The following is an 18884-nucleotide window of genomic DNA, read 5'->3' as shown; positions in this document are numbered from 1 at the left end:
CACCGATCCCCGGAAACACCGGAAAGGAATACGGATGAATCCGTTCGACGACCCGGACGGCACGTTCTTCGTGCTGACCAACGACGAGGGCCAGCACTCGCTGTGGCCGGCGTTCGCGGACGTTCCCGAGGGCTGGTCCGTGGCGCATTCCGAGGCGTCCCGCGAAACCTGCCTGGCCTACGTCAGCGAGCACTGGACCGATCAGCGCCCGAAGAGCCTGATCAACGCCATGGACGACTCCGCCGCGGCGGAATGAGCGGCCCGTCGGTCCGATCGGAGAGCAGGTGAGCATGTCTTTTCCCGCGGAAGCGGAACAGCTGGTCGATCTCGTGGAGCGTCAGGTGGCGGCGACGCCCGACGCCGTCGCGCTCCGCACCAGCACCACCCGACTCACCTACGCCCAACTCGACCGCACCGCCAACCGGTGGGCGCACCACCTCAATCACCACGCTCAGCCCGAAAACCCCATCGCCATCTGCGCGAGCCCCGACGCCCAGCTGTTCGCCCTCCTGCTCGCCACCCTCAAGACCAACACCACCTACCTCCCCGTCGACCCGCACCAACCCGACGAGCGAATCCACCACATCCTCCACCAGACAAACCCCCCGCTCGTACTCACCGATCCGACCCACTACCGACGAATCCGCGCACTCGCCCCGTCCGGCACCACCATCCAAACCCGCACCGACCCGCCCGCGCACGAATCCACGAAACCGCCCCGCACCCGCCACCCGCACACCAGCACCTACATCGTCTACACCTCCGGATCCACCGGACGGCCAAAAGGCATCACGCTCACCGAAGCCACCATTCGGAATCCGGCCGAATTCCAGCTCGGCCGGGGCGGGGGACGGCGAACCGGCGCGCAGCTCTCCTCGATCGGGTTCGACGTGTCCCTGCTGGAGATCTTCGTGACCTGGCTCAGCGGAGGAACCCTCGTGGTGGCCGATGAGCAGCAGCGGCAGGACCCCGACGCGCTGCTGCGGCTGCTGGCCGAACAGCAGGTGGAGCGGCTCTACCTGGGCCCCGCGTTGCTGACCCAGCTCGCGTACGCCTGGTGGCGGCGGCCGGTCGAGCTCGCGCTGAGCGAGGTCCTGGTATCCGGGGATGCGCTGCGGCTCACCGGCGCGGTGCGCGAGTTCGTGCACTCGCTCGCCCCCGGCGCGGTGCTGGAGAACCAGTACGGTCCCTCGGAAACGCACGAGGCGACCGCCGCGCTGCTGTCCGGGCAGCGGGAGCACTGGCCGGAGGCGCCGTCGATCGGCCGCGCCATCACGAACGTGCCGGTCTACGTCCTCGACGAGTTCTTGAACCCGGTTCCGGCCGGAGTGCCCGGCGAGATCTACGTAGCCGGGCCAGGTCTGGCGCGCGGTTACGTGGCCAGAGCGGACCTGACCGCCGAACGCTTCGTCGCCGACCCCTACGCCGCCGTTCCCGGCACCCGCATGTACCGGACCGGCGACCGAGCGCGCCGCCGGGCCGACGGCGCGCTCGAATTCCTCGGCCGCACCGACGACCAGGTCAAGATCCGCGGCTACCGCGTCGAACTCGGCGAGGTGGAGGCGACCTTGGCCGCGTGCCCCGGTGTGGCATCAGCGGCCGTGACGGTCGTCGAGGGCACCGGCGGGGTGGAGGTCCTGTCCGGATACGTCGCGCTGTCCGCCCCGGCGCCGTCCGTGCGGCGGATCCGGGAATTCCTCGCGGAGAAGCTGCCGGACCACATGATCCCGGCCGCCATGACCGTTGTCGAGGACATGCCGCTGAACCGGAACGGGAAGGTGGACCGGCGGGCGCTGCCTGCGCCGGAGCTGTCCCGCCCGGAGCTGTCCAGCGAGTACGAACCCGCGCGCACCAGCCACGAACAGATCCTCTGCCACATCTGGTGCACCGTGCTCGGCCTGGACGACATCGGCATCCACGACGACTTCTTCGAACTAGGCGGCCACTCCCTGCTGGTCACCCAGGTCATCTCCCGCATCCGGACCGCGTTCGCCGTCGACCTGCCCACCCGCACCCTGTTCGAGCACCGCACCGTCGCGGCGCTGAGCCCGCTGGTCGACTCCGCGTCGCGCGACGAACTCCCGCCGATTCCCCGCCGCCGCGGCGAGGAACCCGACCTGTCGTTCGCGCAGCAGCGCATCTGGCTGATCGAGCAGCTCACGCCCGGAACCCCGATGTACGCCGTGGAGAACCTCTGGCACATCACCGGCGCCCTGGACACCACCGCGCTGACCCGGGCGCTGGAGCTGATCTGGCACCGGCACGACGCATTGCGCGCGACGTTCCGCGACGAGCACGGCAGTCCCCGGCAGCACCCGCGACCCGCCGGAGAGCTGCCGGTCCCGGTCGCGGACCTGTCCCACCTGAGCCCGGCAGAAGCCGAGGCCGCCGCGAAGCGGTTCGTCGAGCAGGACGCGGCCGCGGGCTTCGACCTCGGCACCGGCCCGCTGCTGCGGGCACGGCTGTTCCGCGTGCGCACCGACGACCACCTGCTGATGATCAATTTCCACCACATCGCGGTGGACGGCTGGTCGATGCGGGTGCTGTGGCAGGAGTTCACCGCCGCGTACGAGGCGTTCCGCGCCGGCGCGCAGCCCCGGCTCCCGCAGCTGCCGGTGGATTACGCCGACTACGCCGACTGGCAGCGGCGTTGGCTGGAGGGCGAGCAGGCCCAGCAGCAACTGCGGTTCTGGCGCGAGGAGCTGGACGGCGCCGATTTCGCGCTCGAGCTGCCGACCGATCACGACCGGCCGGCGGCGCTGACCGGTCGCGGCCAGCGGGTGCACTTCAGCTTCGACCGGGAGCTGACGCACCGGCTCCGCGACGTCGCCCGGCAGCACAGCGCCACGATGTTCATGGTGCTGCAGGCCGCGCTCGACGTGGTCCTGGCGCGCAACGCGGCGAGCACGGACATCGTCACCGGATCGCCGGTGGCCGGCCGCTCCCGGCCCGAGCTCGAAGGATTGATCGGCTTCCTGGTCAACACGATCCCGTTGCGGGTCTCCTGGTCGGGCGACCCGGCGTTCACCGAGGTGCTGGCCCGGGTCCGGACCAGCGCGCTGGGCGCCTTCAGCAACGACGACGTGCCGTTCGAGCGGATCGTCGAGGACCTCGCCCCCGTTCGCGATCTGGCGCGCAACCCCCTGTTCCAGGTGTGCTTCGTGTTCGACAACTCGCTGGAATTCGAGGCCCCGGCGGAACTCGCCGTCGAACAGGTGGCGACCGAGCCCGCCAGCACGCGCTTCGACCTGGAATTGCTGGTCGACGAATATCCGGACGAAATGCGCGGGTTCCTCGGATTCAGCGTCGACCTGTTCGACGAGTCCACCGCGCGGCGCTTCCTCGAGCACTTCCGCAACGTGCTGAACCACATCGCCGAAGACCCCGAGTGCCGGTTGTCGCGGATTCCGATGCTCGGCACCGAGCAACGGCACACCCTGCTGGCCGCGTTCAACCGGCAGAACGGGTTCGAGCTACCCGTCGGGCGGGATCTCGCGAGCATGGTCGAGCACCAGGTGGCGGCGACACCCGACGCCATCGCGCTGCGCACCGGCACCACCCAGCTCACCTACGCCGAACTCGACCGAGCCGCCAACCAATGGGCCCACCACCTCAAGCAGCACAGCACCCGGCCCGAAACCCCCATCGGCATCTGCACCGCACCCGGGCCCGAACTGTTCACCCTCCTGCTGGCCACCCTCAAAACCAAAACCACCTACCTCCCCCTCGACCCGCACCAGCCCGACGACCGGCTCCACCACATCCTCCACCAAACCAACCCCCCGCTCGTGCTCACGCACCCCGCGCACCAGCAACGAATCGAACAGCTCACGCCGCCCACCACCACGATTCACACCACCACCAACGCACCCACCGACCAACCCACCACACCACCCCCACGCACCCACCACCCGCACACCAGCGCCTACATCGTCTACACCTCCGGATCCACCGGAGAGCCCAAAGGCATCACGCTCACCGCGCGCACCATCGAGCATTTCGTCGGCTGGCAACTCGCGCTCGACCCGCGCCCCCGGGTGTGCGCGCAATTGGCCACGACCGGTTTCGACGTGTCGTTGCAGGAATTCTTCGTGACCGTGATCGGAGGCGGCACTCTGGTCGTGCCGACCGAGGAGGAACGGGGCGATGCCGACCGGGTGCTGCGGGTGCTCGCGGACAACGGCGTGCAGCGCGCCTACCTGCCGCCTGCCCAGCTGGAGGAACTGGCGCTGGCGCACCGGCCGGGCAGCGCGGACCGCCAGCCGCTCGTGCTGGACGAGATGATCATGGCGGGCGAGGCGCTGCGGTTGTCCGGCGCGGTCCGCGACTTCGTCTCCGCGCTCGGCCCGGACGCCGTGGTCGAGAACCAGTACGGCTCGTGCGAAACCTACAAGGTCTCCGCGACCGTGCTCTCCGGTGATTCGGCGCAGTGGCCGGAGCTGCCGTCGATCGGACGGCCGGTCTCGAACGTCTCCGCGTACGTGCTGGACGACTTCCTGAACCCCGCTCCCATCGGGGTTCCCGGCGAGCTGTACGTGTCCAGCCCGGCGCTGGCGCGCGGTTACGTGGCCAGACCGGACCTGACCGCCGAACGCTTCGTCGCCGACCCCTACGCCGATGCCCCCGGCACCCGCATGTACCGCACCGGCGACCGAGCGCGCTGGCAACCGGACGGCACCTTGGACTTCATCGGCCGCACCGACGACCAGGTCAAGATCCGCGGCTACCGCGTCGAACCCGGCGAGGTCGAGGCCGCGCTGACCGCGGCTCCAGGGGTCGGGGCGGCCGCGGTGAAGGTCGTGGAAGCGGCGGGCGGGCAAACGGTGCTCGCCGGCTACGCCGTACCCGCCGCCGGGTCCAGCACCACCGCCGACGACGTGCGCAAGTTCCTGCGCAGCAAGCTGTCCGACTACATGGTCCCGGCGACGCTGCAGCTGCTGCAGGCCCTCCCGCTGACCCGCAACGGCAAGGTCGACCGGGCCGCACTGCCCGAACCGGTCCTGCGCAGGCCCGAGTTGTCCAGCGAGTACACCCCGCCCCGCAGCAGCCACGAGGAGATCCTCGCCCAGCTCTGGTGCGGCGTTCTCGGGCTGGACGACATCGGCGTCCACGACGACTTCTTCGAACTCGGCGGCCATTCCCTGCTGGTCACCCAGATCACCTCCCGCATCCGGGACGCCTTCGCCATCGACCTGCCCACCCGCACCCTCTTCGAGCACCGCACCATCGCGGCACTCGCCGACGCGGTAGAGGAAGCCGTCGTCGCCGCGGTCGCCGCGATGCCCGAGGAAGCCGTCCGCAGCGAAACGGCCCCGGACCCGAACGACTCCTGACCATCGGTCACCAGCAGAAGGGAAGACCCTCCATGACGACCTACCAGCGCGTCTCCGGTGGCAGCGCTCTCGAGGACCGCTTCGGCTATTCCCGCGCGGTGCGGGTCGGGCCGTGGATCTCGGTCGCGGGCAGCACCGCGGCAGGCCCCGACGGACCGGTGGGCGGATCGGACATCACCGCGCAGACGCGGGAAGCCCTCGGCCGCATCGCCGAGACCCTGCGCCAGGCGGGCGCCTCGACGGCGGACGTCGTCCGGACCCGGCTGTTCGCCACCGACATGGCCCACTTCGACCGGATCGGGGCCGTGCACCGGGAGTTCTTCGCCGACGTGCTACCGGCGAGCACGATCGTCCAGGTCGAGCGGCTGGTACTGCCGGAGCTGCTCATCGAGGTCGAAGCCGACGCTTACCGCGCGGAGTGAACCCACCAGGCGAGCAGCGAGGAGCGACAGTGACCGAACGCGCGGACGGCGAGCCGACGCCGATCCTGTTCGAGCGGCAGGCGGCGACCACACCGCAGGCCGTCGCCGTGATCTCCGCCGCGGCGCGGTTGTCGTACGCGGAGCTGAACGAACGCGCCAACCGCTTCGCGCATCTGCTGATCGAGCGCGGTGTCGGGCCCGACGACGTGGTGGCGCTCGCGCTGCCGCGCGGAGCCGGAACGGTCGTGGCGATGCTCGGCGTGCTCAAGGCGGGCGCGGCGTACCTGCCGGTGGATCCGGAAAACCCGCCCGAGCGGAACCGCTACGTGATCACCGACGCCGCACCGAGCCTCGTCGTGTGCGATCGCGCCACCCCGCCACCCGAGGTCTCGGTACCCGTCGTCGATCCTTCGGCCACCGGCGGGTACCCGCGCACGAATCCCGCTGATACCGACCGGACCGCTCCGCTGCTACCCGGGCACCCCGCCTACGTCGTCTACACGTCCGGCTCCACCGGTGCGCCGAAAGGTGTCACCGGGCTGCACGAGGGCCTGGTGAACAGGCTGCTGTGGTTCGCGGCGGAATTCCCCGAGCAGCGGGGAAGAGCGGTCTTGGGCAAGACCTCGCTCGGCTTCATCGACGGCACCACCGAAATCCTCGGCACGCTCGTCACCGGCGGCACGCTGGTGATCGCGGAGGAGACCTCGCTGGTCGAACTGCCCGAACGGGTCCGGCAGCACGGGATCGAACGGCTGACCGCGGTGCCGAGCGCGTTGAACGAGCTCGTCCGGCACCCGGAGGTGGCATCCCTGGACCCGTGCCGGTTCTGGATCAGCAGCGGTGAGCAGCTCACGCCCGCGCTCGCCGCGGCGTTCGCGGAGACGTTCCCGGGAGCACGGCTGATCAACCTCTACGGCGCCTCCGAAATCAGCGGCGACAGCCTGTGGTCGGAATGCAGCGGTGCGGACGCCCCCATCGGCACGCCCATCAGCGGCACCCGGACGCACGTGCTGGATCAGCGACTGCACCCGGTCCGGCCCGGGGAGACCGGTGAGCTGTACATCGCCGGAAGCGGATTGGCGCGCGGTTACCGCGGACGGGCAGCGCTGACGGCGGAGCGCTTCGTCGCCGAAATCGGCGGGCCGCCGGGTTCCCGCATGTACCGGACCGGTGATCTCGTCCGCCAGCGGCCGGACGGTGCCCTGGAGCACCTGGGACGCCTCGACGACCAGCTCGAGATCCGCGGAGTGCGCATCGAGATCGGCGAGATCGCCGCGGTGCTGGAACGGCACCCGGCGGTCGGCCGGGCGACGGCGGCCGAGCACGGGGATCGGCTCGTCGGCTACGTGCTGGCCGAGTCCGAAGTGGACACCGACGACGTCCGCGAGCACGCTCGCGCGACCCTGCCCGCGCAGGTGGTCCCGGACGTGGTGGTAGCGCTCGAGAGCTTTCCGGTCACCGCCAGCGGCAAGCTCGATCGGCGTGCGCTGCCGGAACCGGAATTCCGATCCGGCCGGGCCGCTGCCCGCGATTCGCGCGAGAGCGCGCTGTGCCGCATCTTCGCCGAGACGCTGCGGGTCTCCGCCGTCGGCACCGACGACGACTTCCTGTCCCTCGGAGGTCACTCGCTGGCCGCGGTGCGCATCGTCAACCGGGTGCGCAGCGATCTCGGCGCACGACTGGACATGGGGCTGCTGTTCGAGCAGCGGACCGTGGCCGAGCTCGCCCGGGAACTCGACACCTCCGCAGGGGAACACCGGCCGCCGCTGCCCGTGGGCCCGCGACCGGATCGGGTTCCGCTCTCCGCCAATCAGGAACAGCTGTGGTTCCTGAGCCGCCTGGACGGCAGCAGCGCGCTCTACAACCTGCCGCACGCGCTGGAGTTGTCCGGCGAACTGCGGGTTCCCGTTCTCGCGGAGGCGCTGCGCGACGTCGTGCAGCGGCACGAAAGCTTGCGCACCGTTTTCCCGGACGACGACGGCGTGCCGCGGCAAGTCGTTCTGGACGCGGAGGCGGCGGCCCCCGTCCCGGAACTCGTGCACTGCGCACCGGACGAACTCGACGCGCTGCTCAGCGCCGCGGCCGCCGAGGAATTCGACCTGGTCAACGATCCCCCGTTCCGAGCCGCCGTGTACTCCACCGGCACCGATGAGCAGGTGCTGCTGCTGGTGACGCACCACATCGCGTCCGACGGGTGGTCCTTCGGCCCGCTCGTGCGCGATCTGGCCACCGCTTACGCGGCGCGCGCAGCGGGGCGGCCACCGGAATGGTCGCCACTTCCGGTGCAATACGGCGATTTCGCCGTCTGGCAGCGGGAGTTCCTCGGCGCCGAGTCCTCTTCGGACAGCGTGCTGGCCCGCCGCACGGCCTGGTGGACCGGGAAATCGCGCGGTCTGCCCGAACAGCTCGAACTGCCCACCGACCGGGACCGTCCCGCGATTCCCAGCCACCGCGGCGGCATCGTCACCATCGAGGTCGGCGCCGAGACCCGCAGCCGGATCCGCGAGATCGCCACCGAGCACCGCGCCACGACGTTCATGGTGCTGCACGCCGCGCTGATCGCGCTGCTGACCAGGCTCGGCGTCGGAACCGACGTCCCGGTCGGGACGGTGGTCGCCGGGCGTGACGGTGCGGCGCTGGAAGACACCGTTGGCTTCTTCGCGAACACGCTCGTCCTGCGCGGCGACACCTCGGGCAATCCCGCGTTCGCGGAACTGCTGGACCGCGTGCGGGACGACGACCTCGAGGCGTTCGCGCACCAGGACATGCCGTTCGGTCGGCTGGTGAGCGCGCTGAACCCGCCGCGGCATCCGGCCAGGCACCCGCTGTTCCAGATCCTCCTGGAGCTGGACGACACCACCTCCGAGCAGCCGCGACTGGCCGGGACCACGCCCGCGCGGCGTCCCGTGCACATCGGCCGCTCCCGTTTCGACCTCGCCTTCGAGTTCCTCGGAGGTTCCGGCGACACCGATCCGGAGGGGCTGAGCGGAACCGTGGAGTACAACGCCGACCTGTTCGAGCGTTCCAGCGTGCAGCGCCTGGTGCAGCGGCTCGTCCGGGTCCTCGAAGCGGTCGCGCGCGACCCGCAGGTGCGCCTCGGTCGGATCGACATCCTGGGAGACGACGAACGGCGGGAGCTGCTCGGCAAATGAACCGCACACCTCCGACCACCACCGCAGCGGCCGCGGAAGCGGGCGGCACCGGATTCGCCCGGCTCCCGTCGCTGACCGGAATGCGCTTCGTGGCGGCGTTCCTCGTGTTCGTGCACCACGCCTTCTACCAGAGCTTCTTCGCGGACCCGGGCACGAACGCCGTGCTCCAGCGGATCGGCATCGGCGGAGCCTTCACCGGGGTCGGCTTCTTCTTCGTGCTCAGCGGCTTCGTGCTCACCTGGTCGGCCACCGGCGACGACGGCGTGCTCGCGTTCTGGCGGCGGCGGCTGGTGAAGATCTACCCCAACCACCTGGTCACCTGGCTCGCCGGGATCGCGCTCGCGGTGCTGTCCGGAACGGCGTTCACCGCGATGCAGGTGGTGCCGAACCTCTTCCTGCTGAACGTGTGGGCACCGGACCCGGTGCTGCTAACCGCGATCAACCAGCCCAGCTGGTCGCTGTGCTGCGAGCTGTTCTTCTACCTGCTGTTCCCGTGGCTGCTCGGCCTGCTCAAGCGGATCCCGGAGCACCGGCTGTGGTGCTCGACCACCGGATTGCTGCTGGTGATCGCCGCACTTCCGTTCATCGTGCTGGCGGTGCTGCCCGACACCCCCACTTACCCGGGCCTGCCGGCATCCGCGTCGCAGTGGTGGTCGATCTACCTCTTCCCGCCCACCCGGTTGCTCGAATTCGCGCTGGGCATCCTCGTGGCGCGGATCGTGCGCGCGGGCCGCTGGATTCCGATCAGCCTGGCGGCCGCCTTCGCACTGCTGGTCGTCAGCATGATCGTGCAAGTGGTCCTGCTGCCCAACGTGTACGGCATCATGGCCCCGGTCGCGGCACCGCTGGCGCTGCTGATCGGCGCGGCCGCGACCGCGGATCTGCGGGCGGCGCCCAGCCCGTTCCGCGGCAGGCTCATGCTCCGCCTGGGCGAGCTGTCGTTCGCGCTGTACATGGTGCACTTCCTGGTGCTCACCTTCGGCAGGCTCGCGTTGAACACCCCCGGTGGCTGGGCCGCTCCGGTCGCGATCGGGCTGATCGTCGCGTCCTTCCTGATCTGCCTGGCATTCGCGTGGCTGCTGTTCACCTGCGTCGAGAAGCCGCTGGTGCGCCGCTTCGGCGCGCCGAGGAAGCGGCTGCCGCGCACCGACGCGGTGCCGGGCTGAGCGCGGCGTGCGAAGGCCCGGTCACCGCGATCCGCGATGACCGGGCCGTTCTGCGCGGTCGGCCCGGACGAGCCGGGCGCGGGGTTCACAACGTGTAGACGCTGCTGCCGTCCACCAGCTCTGCGAGCTGCGGGTCATCGGAATGGCGCAGCTTGTCCGTCAACGCGCCCTCGGGCGGCACCCCGAGGGCCACCTCGTTGCGCAGCCACGCCGGTGCGTAGGAGAACAGCAGGAGTCTGCGCTGCCCGCAGCCGGGAGCGGTCGGCACCGTGCGGTGCCACAGGTTCCCGTGCATCAGGACGGCGTCGCCCGGGGCGAACTTGATCCGGTCCTCCTCCGGATGCGGCTCGTAGGTGCCGTCCAGTTCCATCCGCGGCGTCTTGTGGCTGCCGGGGATGACGCACAGCGGTCCTTCGGACTCGTCGATCTCGTCCAGGTAGATCAGCCCGTGCACGCTGTGCGGGAAGCAGAAGAACGGCGGGAGCGGCTCCGGGATGACGCACAAGTGCATGTGCCACGGCACGCCCGCGTCCGCGACCCCGGCCAATGCGTAGCGGCAGTCCATGCTGAACGAGACGCGCGGCCCCAGCAGGGCCCGCGCCACGGACAACGCGGGATCGTAGGTGATCAGCTTGTGGAACGACGCGTCCTTGTCCAGCAGCCGGCGGAAGTACAGGCCGTTGCGCTCCAGCACCTCGGCGCCGGCCGCGTCCTTTTCCTGCTCCGCCAGCGCGTCGACGGCGGCGCCGAACTCCCGCACCCATTCCGGCGGGATGAACCCCCGCCGGAGCACGTAGCCGTCCTCGACGAACCGGTCCATCTCCTCCTGCGAAGCGTGCACATCGATGTCGTGGCGCGGGTAGTCGTGCAGCCGGTTGTTGATCTCGTAGCTGACTTCGTGCCTGGACGTGGTCATGCCAACCTTCCGTCGTTGTTGCTACTTGCCGCGCGGGCTCTGCCTGATCTCCAGGTGCACGCCGGCGCTTTCCGCGGTCTCGAAGAAGGTGAAACCGCTCGAGTCCTCGCGTCGTCCGGTCAGCCAGGGCGGCAACCCGAGCTGTCCGGCCGAATCCGTGGCCGCGGCCACGTCGTCGACCAGGAACCCGAGGTGGAAGACCCCTTCACCGCGCTCCTCCAGGAACCGCCGCTGCGGGGAGTCGCCCTCGCCGGGCTCGACCATCTGCAACTGCATGTCGCCCAAGCCGACGAACTTGTACTTGAGGTTCAGCAGCCCGTCGTGGTCCGGCGGATCGAACGTGTACTGCGACAGCGGCGGGTAGTCCTGCCACGGACCGATTCCCACGGATTCGTAGAAGCGCACGGCGCGCTCGATGTCGCGCACCACGATGCAGATGTGGTGCAGCCGTCGGAACGGTGTTTCCATTCTCGCACCTTTCGGCGTCGGAATTGCGGACGCCGGGATCACAGCCGCCGAATCCGCGGCAGCGCCTCCTCGGCGATCTTCTCGAAGGTGGCGAAATCAGCGGCGTAGACGCCGGACTCGCGCGGCCAATGCACCACGAGTTCGGTCACCCCCGCCGCCGCGTACGACTCCGCCGTGCGCAAGAACTTCTCCGGCGAATCGAGGAAGTCGCCGGTGTAGCCCGTGGTCGCGTAGATCTTGTCCATCCCGGCGAAGTCGGTGCCCGCGCGCTCGCACGCCCGGGACAGCTCGCCGAGCTGCTGCCCGACGATTTCCCGCACGTCGTCGGGGGTGTACTTGCCGGAGAGGTCCGGCGGTCCCAAGCTCACGTACGCGTCCCCGCGCCGCGCCGCCAGCTCGATGCCCCGCCGACCGGCCGCGGCGACCGCGATCGGCACTCGCGGCAGCTGCCTGCAACCCGGGGTCATGCGCACGTCCACCGCCGAGTAGAACTTCCCCCGGTAGTTCGTCACATCGTTGCGCAGCAGTTCGTCGGACAGGTCGACGAATTCCTCGAACCGCTCGAAGCGCTCCCGGCGCTGCACCTGCGTCCCCAGCGCCGCCGCGTCCCCGGAATTCTCCGCTCCCGCGCCGATGCCCAGCGTGAACCGTCCGCCCGAGATGTCGTCCACGGTCACCACGTCCTTGGCGGTGGTGACCGGGTGCCGGAAACTCGGCGAGGTCACCAGCGTGCCGAGGCGGATGCGGCTGGTCACGGCGGCCGCGGCCGTCAGCACCGGGAACGCCGAGAACCACGCCCCGTCCCGCAGCGGATCCCACCACAGGTGGTCATAGGTCCAGGCGGAGTCGAAGCCCATCTCCTCGGCTGCCCGCCACCGCTGCGCGGCTCGCGACCAGCGTTGTTCCGGCAGGATCAGCACACCACAACGCACGGCTCCTCCTCAGCGAAATTCCCCGGCGGCTCGCACCGCCCGCATGACGACCTCTTGACGGCGAACGATCCGCCGCGCGCTCACCAGGCCACCGGAAGCCGCCGGATCGTCCGCAGCAGCAGGTCCGACCGCCACTCCACGTCCTCGGCCGGGATCGCCAGCCGCAACCGGGGCAACCGGCGCACCAGCAGATCGAGCACGACCTGGATCTCCATCCGCGCCAGCGCCGCACCCAGGCAGTGGTGCACGCCGTGGCTGAAGGTCAGGTGCGGGTTCTCCGAGCGGGTCAGGTCGATCTCCTCCGGGCGGTCGAACACCTCGGGATCGCGGTTGCCCGCGTACGGGAAGGAGATGACCGCGTCGCCCTCCTTGATCAGGACACCGCTGAGCTCGATGTCCGCACCGGCGACGACCGGGAACGTCGTCTCCTGCACCAGCGGCAGGAAGCGCAGCAGTTCCTCCACCGCATTCGGCACGTACTCCGGGGATTCGACGAGCCGGTTCCACAGCTCCGGCCGCTCCAGCAAGGTGTAGACCGAGTTGCAGATCTGGTTGGCCGAGGTCTCGAAGCCGCCGACCAGCAGCACCATCCCGGTGGAGATCAGCTCCTCCTCGGTGAGCCGATCGCCTTCGTCCCGCGCCAGCACCAGCGAGCTGAGCAGGTCGTCGGCCGGGGCCGCGCGACGCGCCGCGACGAGCTGCGCGAGGTGCGCGTTCAGCTCGGCGTGGCCCTGCTCCATCTGCTCGCGCCCTTGCGACCCCTGGACCTGCACGGCCCACTTCGCGAACCGGTCCTTGTCCGCCACGTCGCCGCCCAGGATCTTGCAGATGATCCTGATCGGGAGCTGCCACGCGATCGCCTCGCCGAGATCCGCAGGAGAACCGCGCTCGACCATGTCGTCGATCAGTCCGTCGACGATGACCTGCGCCTGCTCGCGCAGCTTCTCGATCTCGCGGTGGGTGAACGCCTTCATGACCAGTCGCCGCAGCCGCATGTGCTCCTGCGGTGGCGCGGTCAGCAGCGATTCGCGGCTCGCGGGGTAATCCTCCGTCGTGCGCGGAACGTCGGGGTCCTCCGGGGTCGTCCGCCGGAATCTGGGATCGTTCATCGCCGTTTTGATGTCCGCGTACCTGGTGAGCAACCAGGCCCGGCCGCCGTACGGCAGGCGCACCTCGGCGACCGGCTTGGTCGCGCGCAGCTCGGCGAACCGCGGGTGCAGTTCGAGCCGACGAGCCGGACCGAACGGATACGGCTCGATGTCGTCGTTTTCCTCGTCCACTTCTTCGCGAGCGGAAGTCATGACCTGTTCTCCTTTTCGGCACACCAGGCGGAACCGGAACCACCGCCCCGGATCCGCCGCACAGCATCGACTTTGCCGGGAAACGGTCCGGGAACCGCCGTTCAGCAGCGGTCCCTTCTGCCGGACATCCACCTGGCCGGCCGGAACTCCCCAGCTTTCCGGCCGCCTCGCGCGCCCGTGATCCCGGCGCCGATCACCCGTTGTCGGCCGCGGCGTCCAGCGTGCTCACGATCCAGCTCTGCAGACTGCGATTGCTGCGCTGCGCCGCGCTCTCCCAGCTCTGCACCCGGTTCTGGTTCAGTTCGAGCTGCACGTTGAACGACGAATCCGCGCATTCCCCGGCCGCACGCTCCGAGCTGTTTTTGATCTGCTTCCGCAGCGCGTTCTTGGACCACTTGAACTTCTCGGACAGTTCGAGCCAGTGGTCCTGCTCCTCCGGCCGCAGCCCGGCCACCTCGACGTGGTGCTGGAAGCTCAGCGACTTCCGCCGCCGGGACGGCGCGAACTTGCGCGCCACCCAGGAATAGTTCCGCAACGTCTGGTAATCCAGCATCGTCCGGTCGATCGCCCGCTTGTAGCGATCGGGGTAGGCGTCCTGCCCGTACACCAACCAATCGCCGATCCACCAAGCCGACGCACTTGATACCGTTGCCAGGGTCTCACCGATAGCACGCCAATCCTCCAGCGTTACCGGTTCGACGATCTGCAATCCGCTGGAATCCGCCACCACCGCGGGATGAATCGGCATCAAGTTGTTTTGTCCCGTTGCGTCCGCACAGTATGTGCCGACTGTCGGAATACTCAAGCGCGTCCCCCAAGAAACGGCTCAAACCTCTGCAGGCAGTGCAAGCGGAGCTTAACAAGCCGGCCTACCGGCACAAGGTCCGATCGAGTGGACGCGCCCGGCCCGTTGCCGGTCACACCGGCACCCGCACATCGGCGAAGCCCTGCTCGCGATGTCGACGAAAGGAGGTACCGGACCTCGGCTGCGCCTGCTATTCGACGCGCATGGCGCGCGTCCGGACCTGTCTCGCCGGCGAGACGGAAGCGGGCCGCCCCACGCCTCGATTCTCACCGGGAAGTCCCCGGGAAAGGAACGATGCGGGGCGCGCGGCCCGTACGATCGCAACCGCAGAAGAATTCGCGTCGGTACCCGGAGGCTCGGCGTTCCCGCCGAATGGGGGAATCGTCCGCTTTCGGGTGTTCGAAAGGAGCAGCGCATGGCCGTGCGGGAGGTGCCGATCAACTCGCTGGCGGGCACCCGGATTCGACTGCGCGAATACGCGGGAACGGCCATGCTGATCGTCAACGTGGCCTCGGAGTGCGGACTGACCGGCCAATACACCGCGCTGGAGCGGCTGCACCGCGACTACCGCACGCGGGGGTTCACCGTCCTCGGCGTCCCGTGCAACCAGTTCTACGGGCAGGAGCCCGGTGATCCGGTGGAGATCGCCGAGTTCTGCTCGACCCGTTTCGACGTGACGTTCCCGATGACCGAAAAGGTCGAGGTCAACGGCCAGGGCAGGCACCCGCTCTACGACGGCCTCGTCGAGGCGCCCGACGCGGACGGATACCGCGGCGACATCCGGTGGAACTTCGAGAAGTTCCTCGTCACCCCGGACGACGTTGTCGCCGCCCGCTTCGCACCGACCGTCGAACCCGATTCGCCCGAGGTGCGCGCCGCCATCGAGCGCGTCCTTCCCCGCTGACCCGCCCTCCGGACCGGCGCCGTCCGCAGTGGGCGGTCAGCACCGCCGCTTGGTGCGCAGGTAGTCGCCGACCACGGCCGCACCGAGGCCGTCCGCGGTCGGTGCCACGACCCGGCCGCCGCCGCGGCGGGCGACGATGTTCACGAACCGCTCCAGGCGCGGGTCCTCGCCGAGCATGAACACGCTCAGCGTCGCGCCCAGCCGGTGCAGCGAGTCCACTTCGGACAACGTGACGCCGAGGGTGCGCGGCGTGGGCGGGTACTGGAACACCGCTTCGCCGTCGGTCTCCAGGTGAGCGGTGGGTTCGCCGTCGGTGACCACCAGGACCACCGGCTGCGCGTCGGAGTTCCGCCGCACGTGCCTGCCCGCCAGCAGCAGCGCGTGGTGCAGATTCGTCCCCTGCTCCCAGGTGCCTTCCAGCGCCGCCAGCTCCCGATCGTCCACAGTGGACGCATAGCGGCCGAAGGTGACCAGTTGCAGGGCATCCGAGCGGTAGCGGGTGGCGACCAGGTGGTTCAGCGCCAACGCGGTGCGCTTCATCGGCACCCACCGGCCGTCCTGCACCATCGACCACGAGGTGTCCACGCACAACGCCACGGCCGCGCGGGAACGCTGCTCGGTCTCGGCGACCTCCAGGTCATCCACCTGGAGCAATGGCGACCGCGGGCCCTCGGCGGCGCGGCGCAGCACCGAATTGCGCACCGTCCGGCCGGCGTCCCACGGTTCCGTGTCGCCGTAGGACCACGGCCGGGTCGTGCCGGTGAGTTCCCCTGCCGCGCCCGCCCGGTCGGTGTCGCGTTCGCCCTGGCGGCTGCGCAGCTGCGAGATCACCGACTGCAACGCGGTTTCCCCGAGCCTGCGCATCGCGCGCGGGCTCAGCTGCAGGTTGCCGTCCGGAGCACGCTGCAGCAGGCCCTGCTGCCGCAGCTGCCGCTCGATCTCGGAGAGCCGCTGCGCGTCCACCACGGCCTGCTCGCCGAGCTGGCGTTCCAGCGCCTCCAGGTCGATGTCCTGCAGGCTCGCGCCCGGGTAGGACTGGCCGAGCTGCTGGGCGAGCTGCTCCAGCTCACCCAGCTCGGCCATCGCCTCGGTGGCCTCAGCCAGCCCCATCGGCTGATCACCGCGGAACCGCCCCCGGCCGGACCAGTCCTCGCCGGGACGCAGCGACTGCAACTGCTGATCCATCCGGTTCAGCGCCTCGCCGATGCGCGGATCGCCGAACGCCTGTTGCGACAGCTGCGACAGTTCGGCGCGCTGCTGCTCGCTCATCGAGTTCAGCATCCGCTGCGCCGCCGCGGAACGGGCGGCGAGCGCATCGATCAGCTCGTCGACGTTGCGCGGATTCTCCGGGAAGAACTCGCCGTGCTCGGCCATGAACTCGTCGAACCGCCGCGGCACGTCGGCATCGCCGCGGGCGTGCGCGGCCAGCAGCTCGGAGAGGTCGTCGAGCATCTTGCGCACCCGCTCGACGTCCTCCGGGGTGGTGTCCTGCAGCGCTTCCTTCATGCCCTTGAAGCGCTGCTCGAGGAATTCCGAACCCAGCATCCGCTGGATCTCCTCGAAGGTTTCCCGCGCGTCCTGGGATCGCCAGTCGTAGTTCGACAGCTCCTGCACCGAACCGGCCGCGTCCGGCGGCAACGCGTCCAGCTGCAACTCGCGGAACCGGGCGTCGTCGCCTTCCTCGGCCACCAGCGACTCCCGCTCCTGCGCCACCGCGCGGTCCAGCAGCCTGCGCACCTCCTGCAAGGTGCCGTCCAGGTTGTGCCTGCGCTGCAGCTCCGAGCGGCGCTGCCACAGCCTGCGGGTCAGTTCGTCCAGACCGGACGTTTCGCGCGTGCCGGTGCGCAGCATCTCTTCCAGCGCCGACCGCGGCGACGCGCCCTCCATCACGTCGCGCCCGATCTGGTCCAGCGCCTCGCGCAGGTCCACCGGCGGCTCCAGCGGATCGGAGCCGCCGTGCCATGCTCCGTAGCGGTAGCGGCGCGGCCTCGGAGTCATCAGCCGTACACCGACCGATCTTCGTCGAAGTCCTTGGCCAGCTTCTTGTTCAGGTACAGCGATTCCAGCGCCAGCTCGACCGCGCTGGCGATGCGCCCGGACGAGTCGTCCGCGCGCACGCCGAGCCGTTCGGCGACCTGCTGCAGCACCGGCAGCTCCGGCAGCGCGGTGAGCACGTCGCCGCCGCTGATGCGCTCGCCGGTGGCGACCTGGTGCCCACCGGTCACCGCTTCGACCAGCGAACGCAGGTCCAGCCCGGCGAACAGGCCGCGCGCGGTGTCGGCGACCGAACGGCGCAGCAGGTAGCCGAGGACCTCGTCCTCCCGGCCTTCCTCACCCGCCTCGAACTCCAGCTTGCCGCGCAGCACCGCGGGCACCGCGTCCAGGTCCACCGGCCGCGCCACCGCCGGTTCCTCCCCGGTCAGCGCGGCGCGGTGCACCGCGGCCGCGGACACCGTCTCGGCCGCGGCGATCGCGAACCGGGCCGAGACCCCGGAACGCTGATCCACCGCGGAGGACTCCCGCAGGTGCCCCACGAACCGGGCCAGCACCTCCAGCAGGTGGTCACCGACCTCGGCCTCCAGCAGCGCCTCCTGCCGGATCAGCGAGATCTCTCCTTCGAGTTCCAGCGGGTAGTGCGTGCGGATCTCCGCGCCGAAGCGGTCCTTGAGCGGCGTGATGATCCGGCCGCGGTTGGTGTAGTCCTCCGGGTTCGCGGTGGCCACCAGCAGCACGTCCAGCGGCAGCCGCAGGCTGTAGCCGCGGATCTGGATGTCGCGCTCCTCCATCACGTTCAGCAGCGCCACCTGGATCCGCTCGGCCAGGTCGGGCAGCTCGTTGATGGTCACGATCCCGCGGTGCGCGCGCGGCACGAGTCCGAAGTGGATGGTCTCCGGATCGCCCAGCGAGCGGCCCTCGGCGACCTTCACCGGATCCACGTCGCCGACCAGGTCGCCGACCGCGGTGTCCGGAGTGGCCAGCTTCTCCACGTAGCGCTCGCTGCGGTGCCGCCACTCGACGGGCAGCTCGTCGCCCTGTTCGGCGGCGCGGCGGATCGAAGCCGGGGTGATCGGTTCCAGCGGGTGTTCGTCCAGTTCGGACCCGGGCAGCACCGGGGTCCACTCGTCGAGCAGTTCGGTCAGCCCGCGCAGCAGCCGCGTCTTGCCCTGGCCGCGTTCGCCGAGCAGCACCACGTCGTGTCCGGCGATCAGAGCGCGCTCCAGCTGCGGCAGCACGGTGCGGTCGAAGCCGACGATGCCCGGCCACAGCCGGTCGCCGGAACGCAGCGCGCTGAGCAGGTTCCGGCGCACCTCGGCCTTCACGCTGCACGGCAGGTACCCGCCCGCACGCAGCTCTCCAGCCGTACGGGGCAGTCCGGTGGGTGGAGTCTGGAGATTCGTCACCCGTCCGACGCTACTCCCCAGAGCCTGTTGTTCAGGGGTTTGCGTAGGTGGTCGCTTAGCGGAACCTCAGTGCCTCGCTGCGGG

At 69.9% G+C, this 18884-nt stretch carries 13 protein-coding genes; 6 read left to right on the top strand and 7 right to left on the bottom strand.

The window, feature by feature from the left end; translation table 11 throughout:
* The first annotated feature begins 34 nt into the window (after window positions 1–34).
* Genes V1457_RS17830 through V1457_RS17810 form a run of 5 tightly spaced genes read left to right on the top strand, consistent with a single transcriptional unit; the run spans window position 35 to window position 10073 of the window.
* Complete coding sequence (locus V1457_RS17830; RefSeq protein WP_295145757.1) at window positions 35–256, top strand: MbtH family protein; 222 nt, start codon at window positions 35–37, stop codon at window positions 254–256.
* A gap of 34 nt (window positions 257–290) precedes the next feature.
* The gene (locus V1457_RS17825; protein ID WP_338595667.1) at window positions 291–5333 is read left to right on the top strand and encodes an amino acid adenylation domain-containing protein; all 5043 of its coding nucleotides are present in this window, start codon (window positions 291–293) and stop codon (window positions 5331–5333) included.
* Between the two features lie 32 nt (window positions 5334–5365).
* Window positions 5366–5755, top strand: coding sequence for a RidA family protein (locus V1457_RS17820; protein ID WP_295145753.1), 390 nt, complete (start codon window positions 5366–5368; stop codon window positions 5753–5755).
* Window positions 5756–5784: 29 nt separating this feature from the next.
* Window positions 5785–8907: an amino acid adenylation domain-containing protein gene (locus V1457_RS17815; RefSeq protein WP_338595666.1), complete on the top strand. Its 3123-nt coding sequence runs from the start codon at window positions 5785–5787 to the stop codon at window positions 8905–8907.
* The gene (locus V1457_RS17810; protein WP_338595664.1) at window positions 8904–10073 is read left to right on the top strand and encodes an acyltransferase; all 1170 of its coding nucleotides are present in this window, start codon (window positions 8904–8906) and stop codon (window positions 10071–10073) included. The genes V1457_RS17815 and V1457_RS17810 overlap by 4 nt, the downstream gene beginning before the upstream one ends.
* Window positions 10074–10158: 85 nt before the next feature.
* Here V1457_RS17810 and V1457_RS17805 read toward each other — a convergent pair whose 3' ends face one another.
* The 5 genes from V1457_RS17805 to V1457_RS17785 form a co-directional block, all read right to left on the bottom strand.
* Window positions 10159–10989: a phytanoyl-CoA dioxygenase family protein gene (locus V1457_RS17805; RefSeq protein WP_295143717.1), complete on the bottom strand. Its 831-nt coding sequence runs from the start codon at window positions 10987–10989 to the stop codon at window positions 10159–10161.
* Between the two features lie 21 nt (window positions 10990–11010).
* A complete protein-coding gene (locus V1457_RS17800; RefSeq protein ID WP_295143720.1) occupies window positions 11011–11457 on the bottom strand; it encodes a VOC family protein in 447 nt (148 codons plus the stop codon).
* A 38-nt stretch (window positions 11458–11495) separates the two neighbouring features.
* Window positions 11496–12389: an LLM class flavin-dependent oxidoreductase gene (locus V1457_RS17795; RefSeq protein WP_295143723.1), complete on the bottom strand. Its 894-nt coding sequence runs from the start codon at window positions 12387–12389 to the stop codon at window positions 11496–11498.
* Window positions 12390–12469: 80 nt separating this feature from the next.
* Window positions 12470–13690 (bottom strand): cytochrome P450, encoded by a 1221-nt coding sequence (locus tag V1457_RS17790; RefSeq protein WP_295143726.1) that lies wholly within the window; start codon window positions 13688–13690, stop codon window positions 12470–12472.
* A gap of 193 nt (window positions 13691–13883) precedes the next feature.
* A complete protein-coding gene (locus tag V1457_RS17785; RefSeq protein ID WP_295143729.1) occupies window positions 13884–14438 on the bottom strand; it encodes an LmbU family transcriptional regulator in 555 nt (184 codons plus the stop codon).
* Window positions 14439–14910: 472 nt separating this feature from the next.
* On the opposite strand from V1457_RS17785, the gene V1457_RS17780 reads away from it, so the two are divergent.
* Window positions 14911–15399, top strand: a complete 489-nt coding sequence (locus tag V1457_RS17780) for a glutathione peroxidase (protein ID WP_338595660.1) — start codon at window positions 14911–14913, stop codon at window positions 15397–15399.
* A 36-nt stretch (window positions 15400–15435) separates the two neighbouring features.
* Here the strand turns inward: V1457_RS17780 and V1457_RS17775 are convergent, their stop codons facing one another.
* Both V1457_RS17775 and V1457_RS17770 read right to left on the bottom strand, forming a co-directional pair.
* Window positions 15436–17397 (bottom strand): VWA domain-containing protein, encoded by a 1962-nt coding sequence (locus V1457_RS17775; RefSeq protein WP_338595659.1) that lies wholly within the window; start codon window positions 17395–17397, stop codon window positions 15436–15438.
* Window positions 17397–18800 carry an ATP-binding protein gene (locus V1457_RS17770; protein ID WP_338595658.1) on the bottom strand — a complete coding sequence of 468 codons (1404 nt, stop codon included), beginning with the start codon at window positions 18798–18800 and terminating at the stop codon, window positions 17397–17399. The genes V1457_RS17775 and V1457_RS17770 overlap by 1 nt, the downstream gene beginning before the upstream one ends.
* Window positions 18801–18884 lie beyond the last annotated feature (84 nt).

Origin of the sequence: Saccharopolyspora sp. SCSIO 74807 (assembly GCF_037023755.1) — a bacterium.
GTDB classification, from domain to species: Bacteria; Actinomycetota; Actinomycetes; order Mycobacteriales; family Pseudonocardiaceae; genus Saccharopolyspora_C; species Saccharopolyspora_C galaxeae.
The sequence above is the reverse complement of the archived record's forward strand: the minus strand, read 5'-3'. Positions and strand labels throughout refer to the sequence as shown.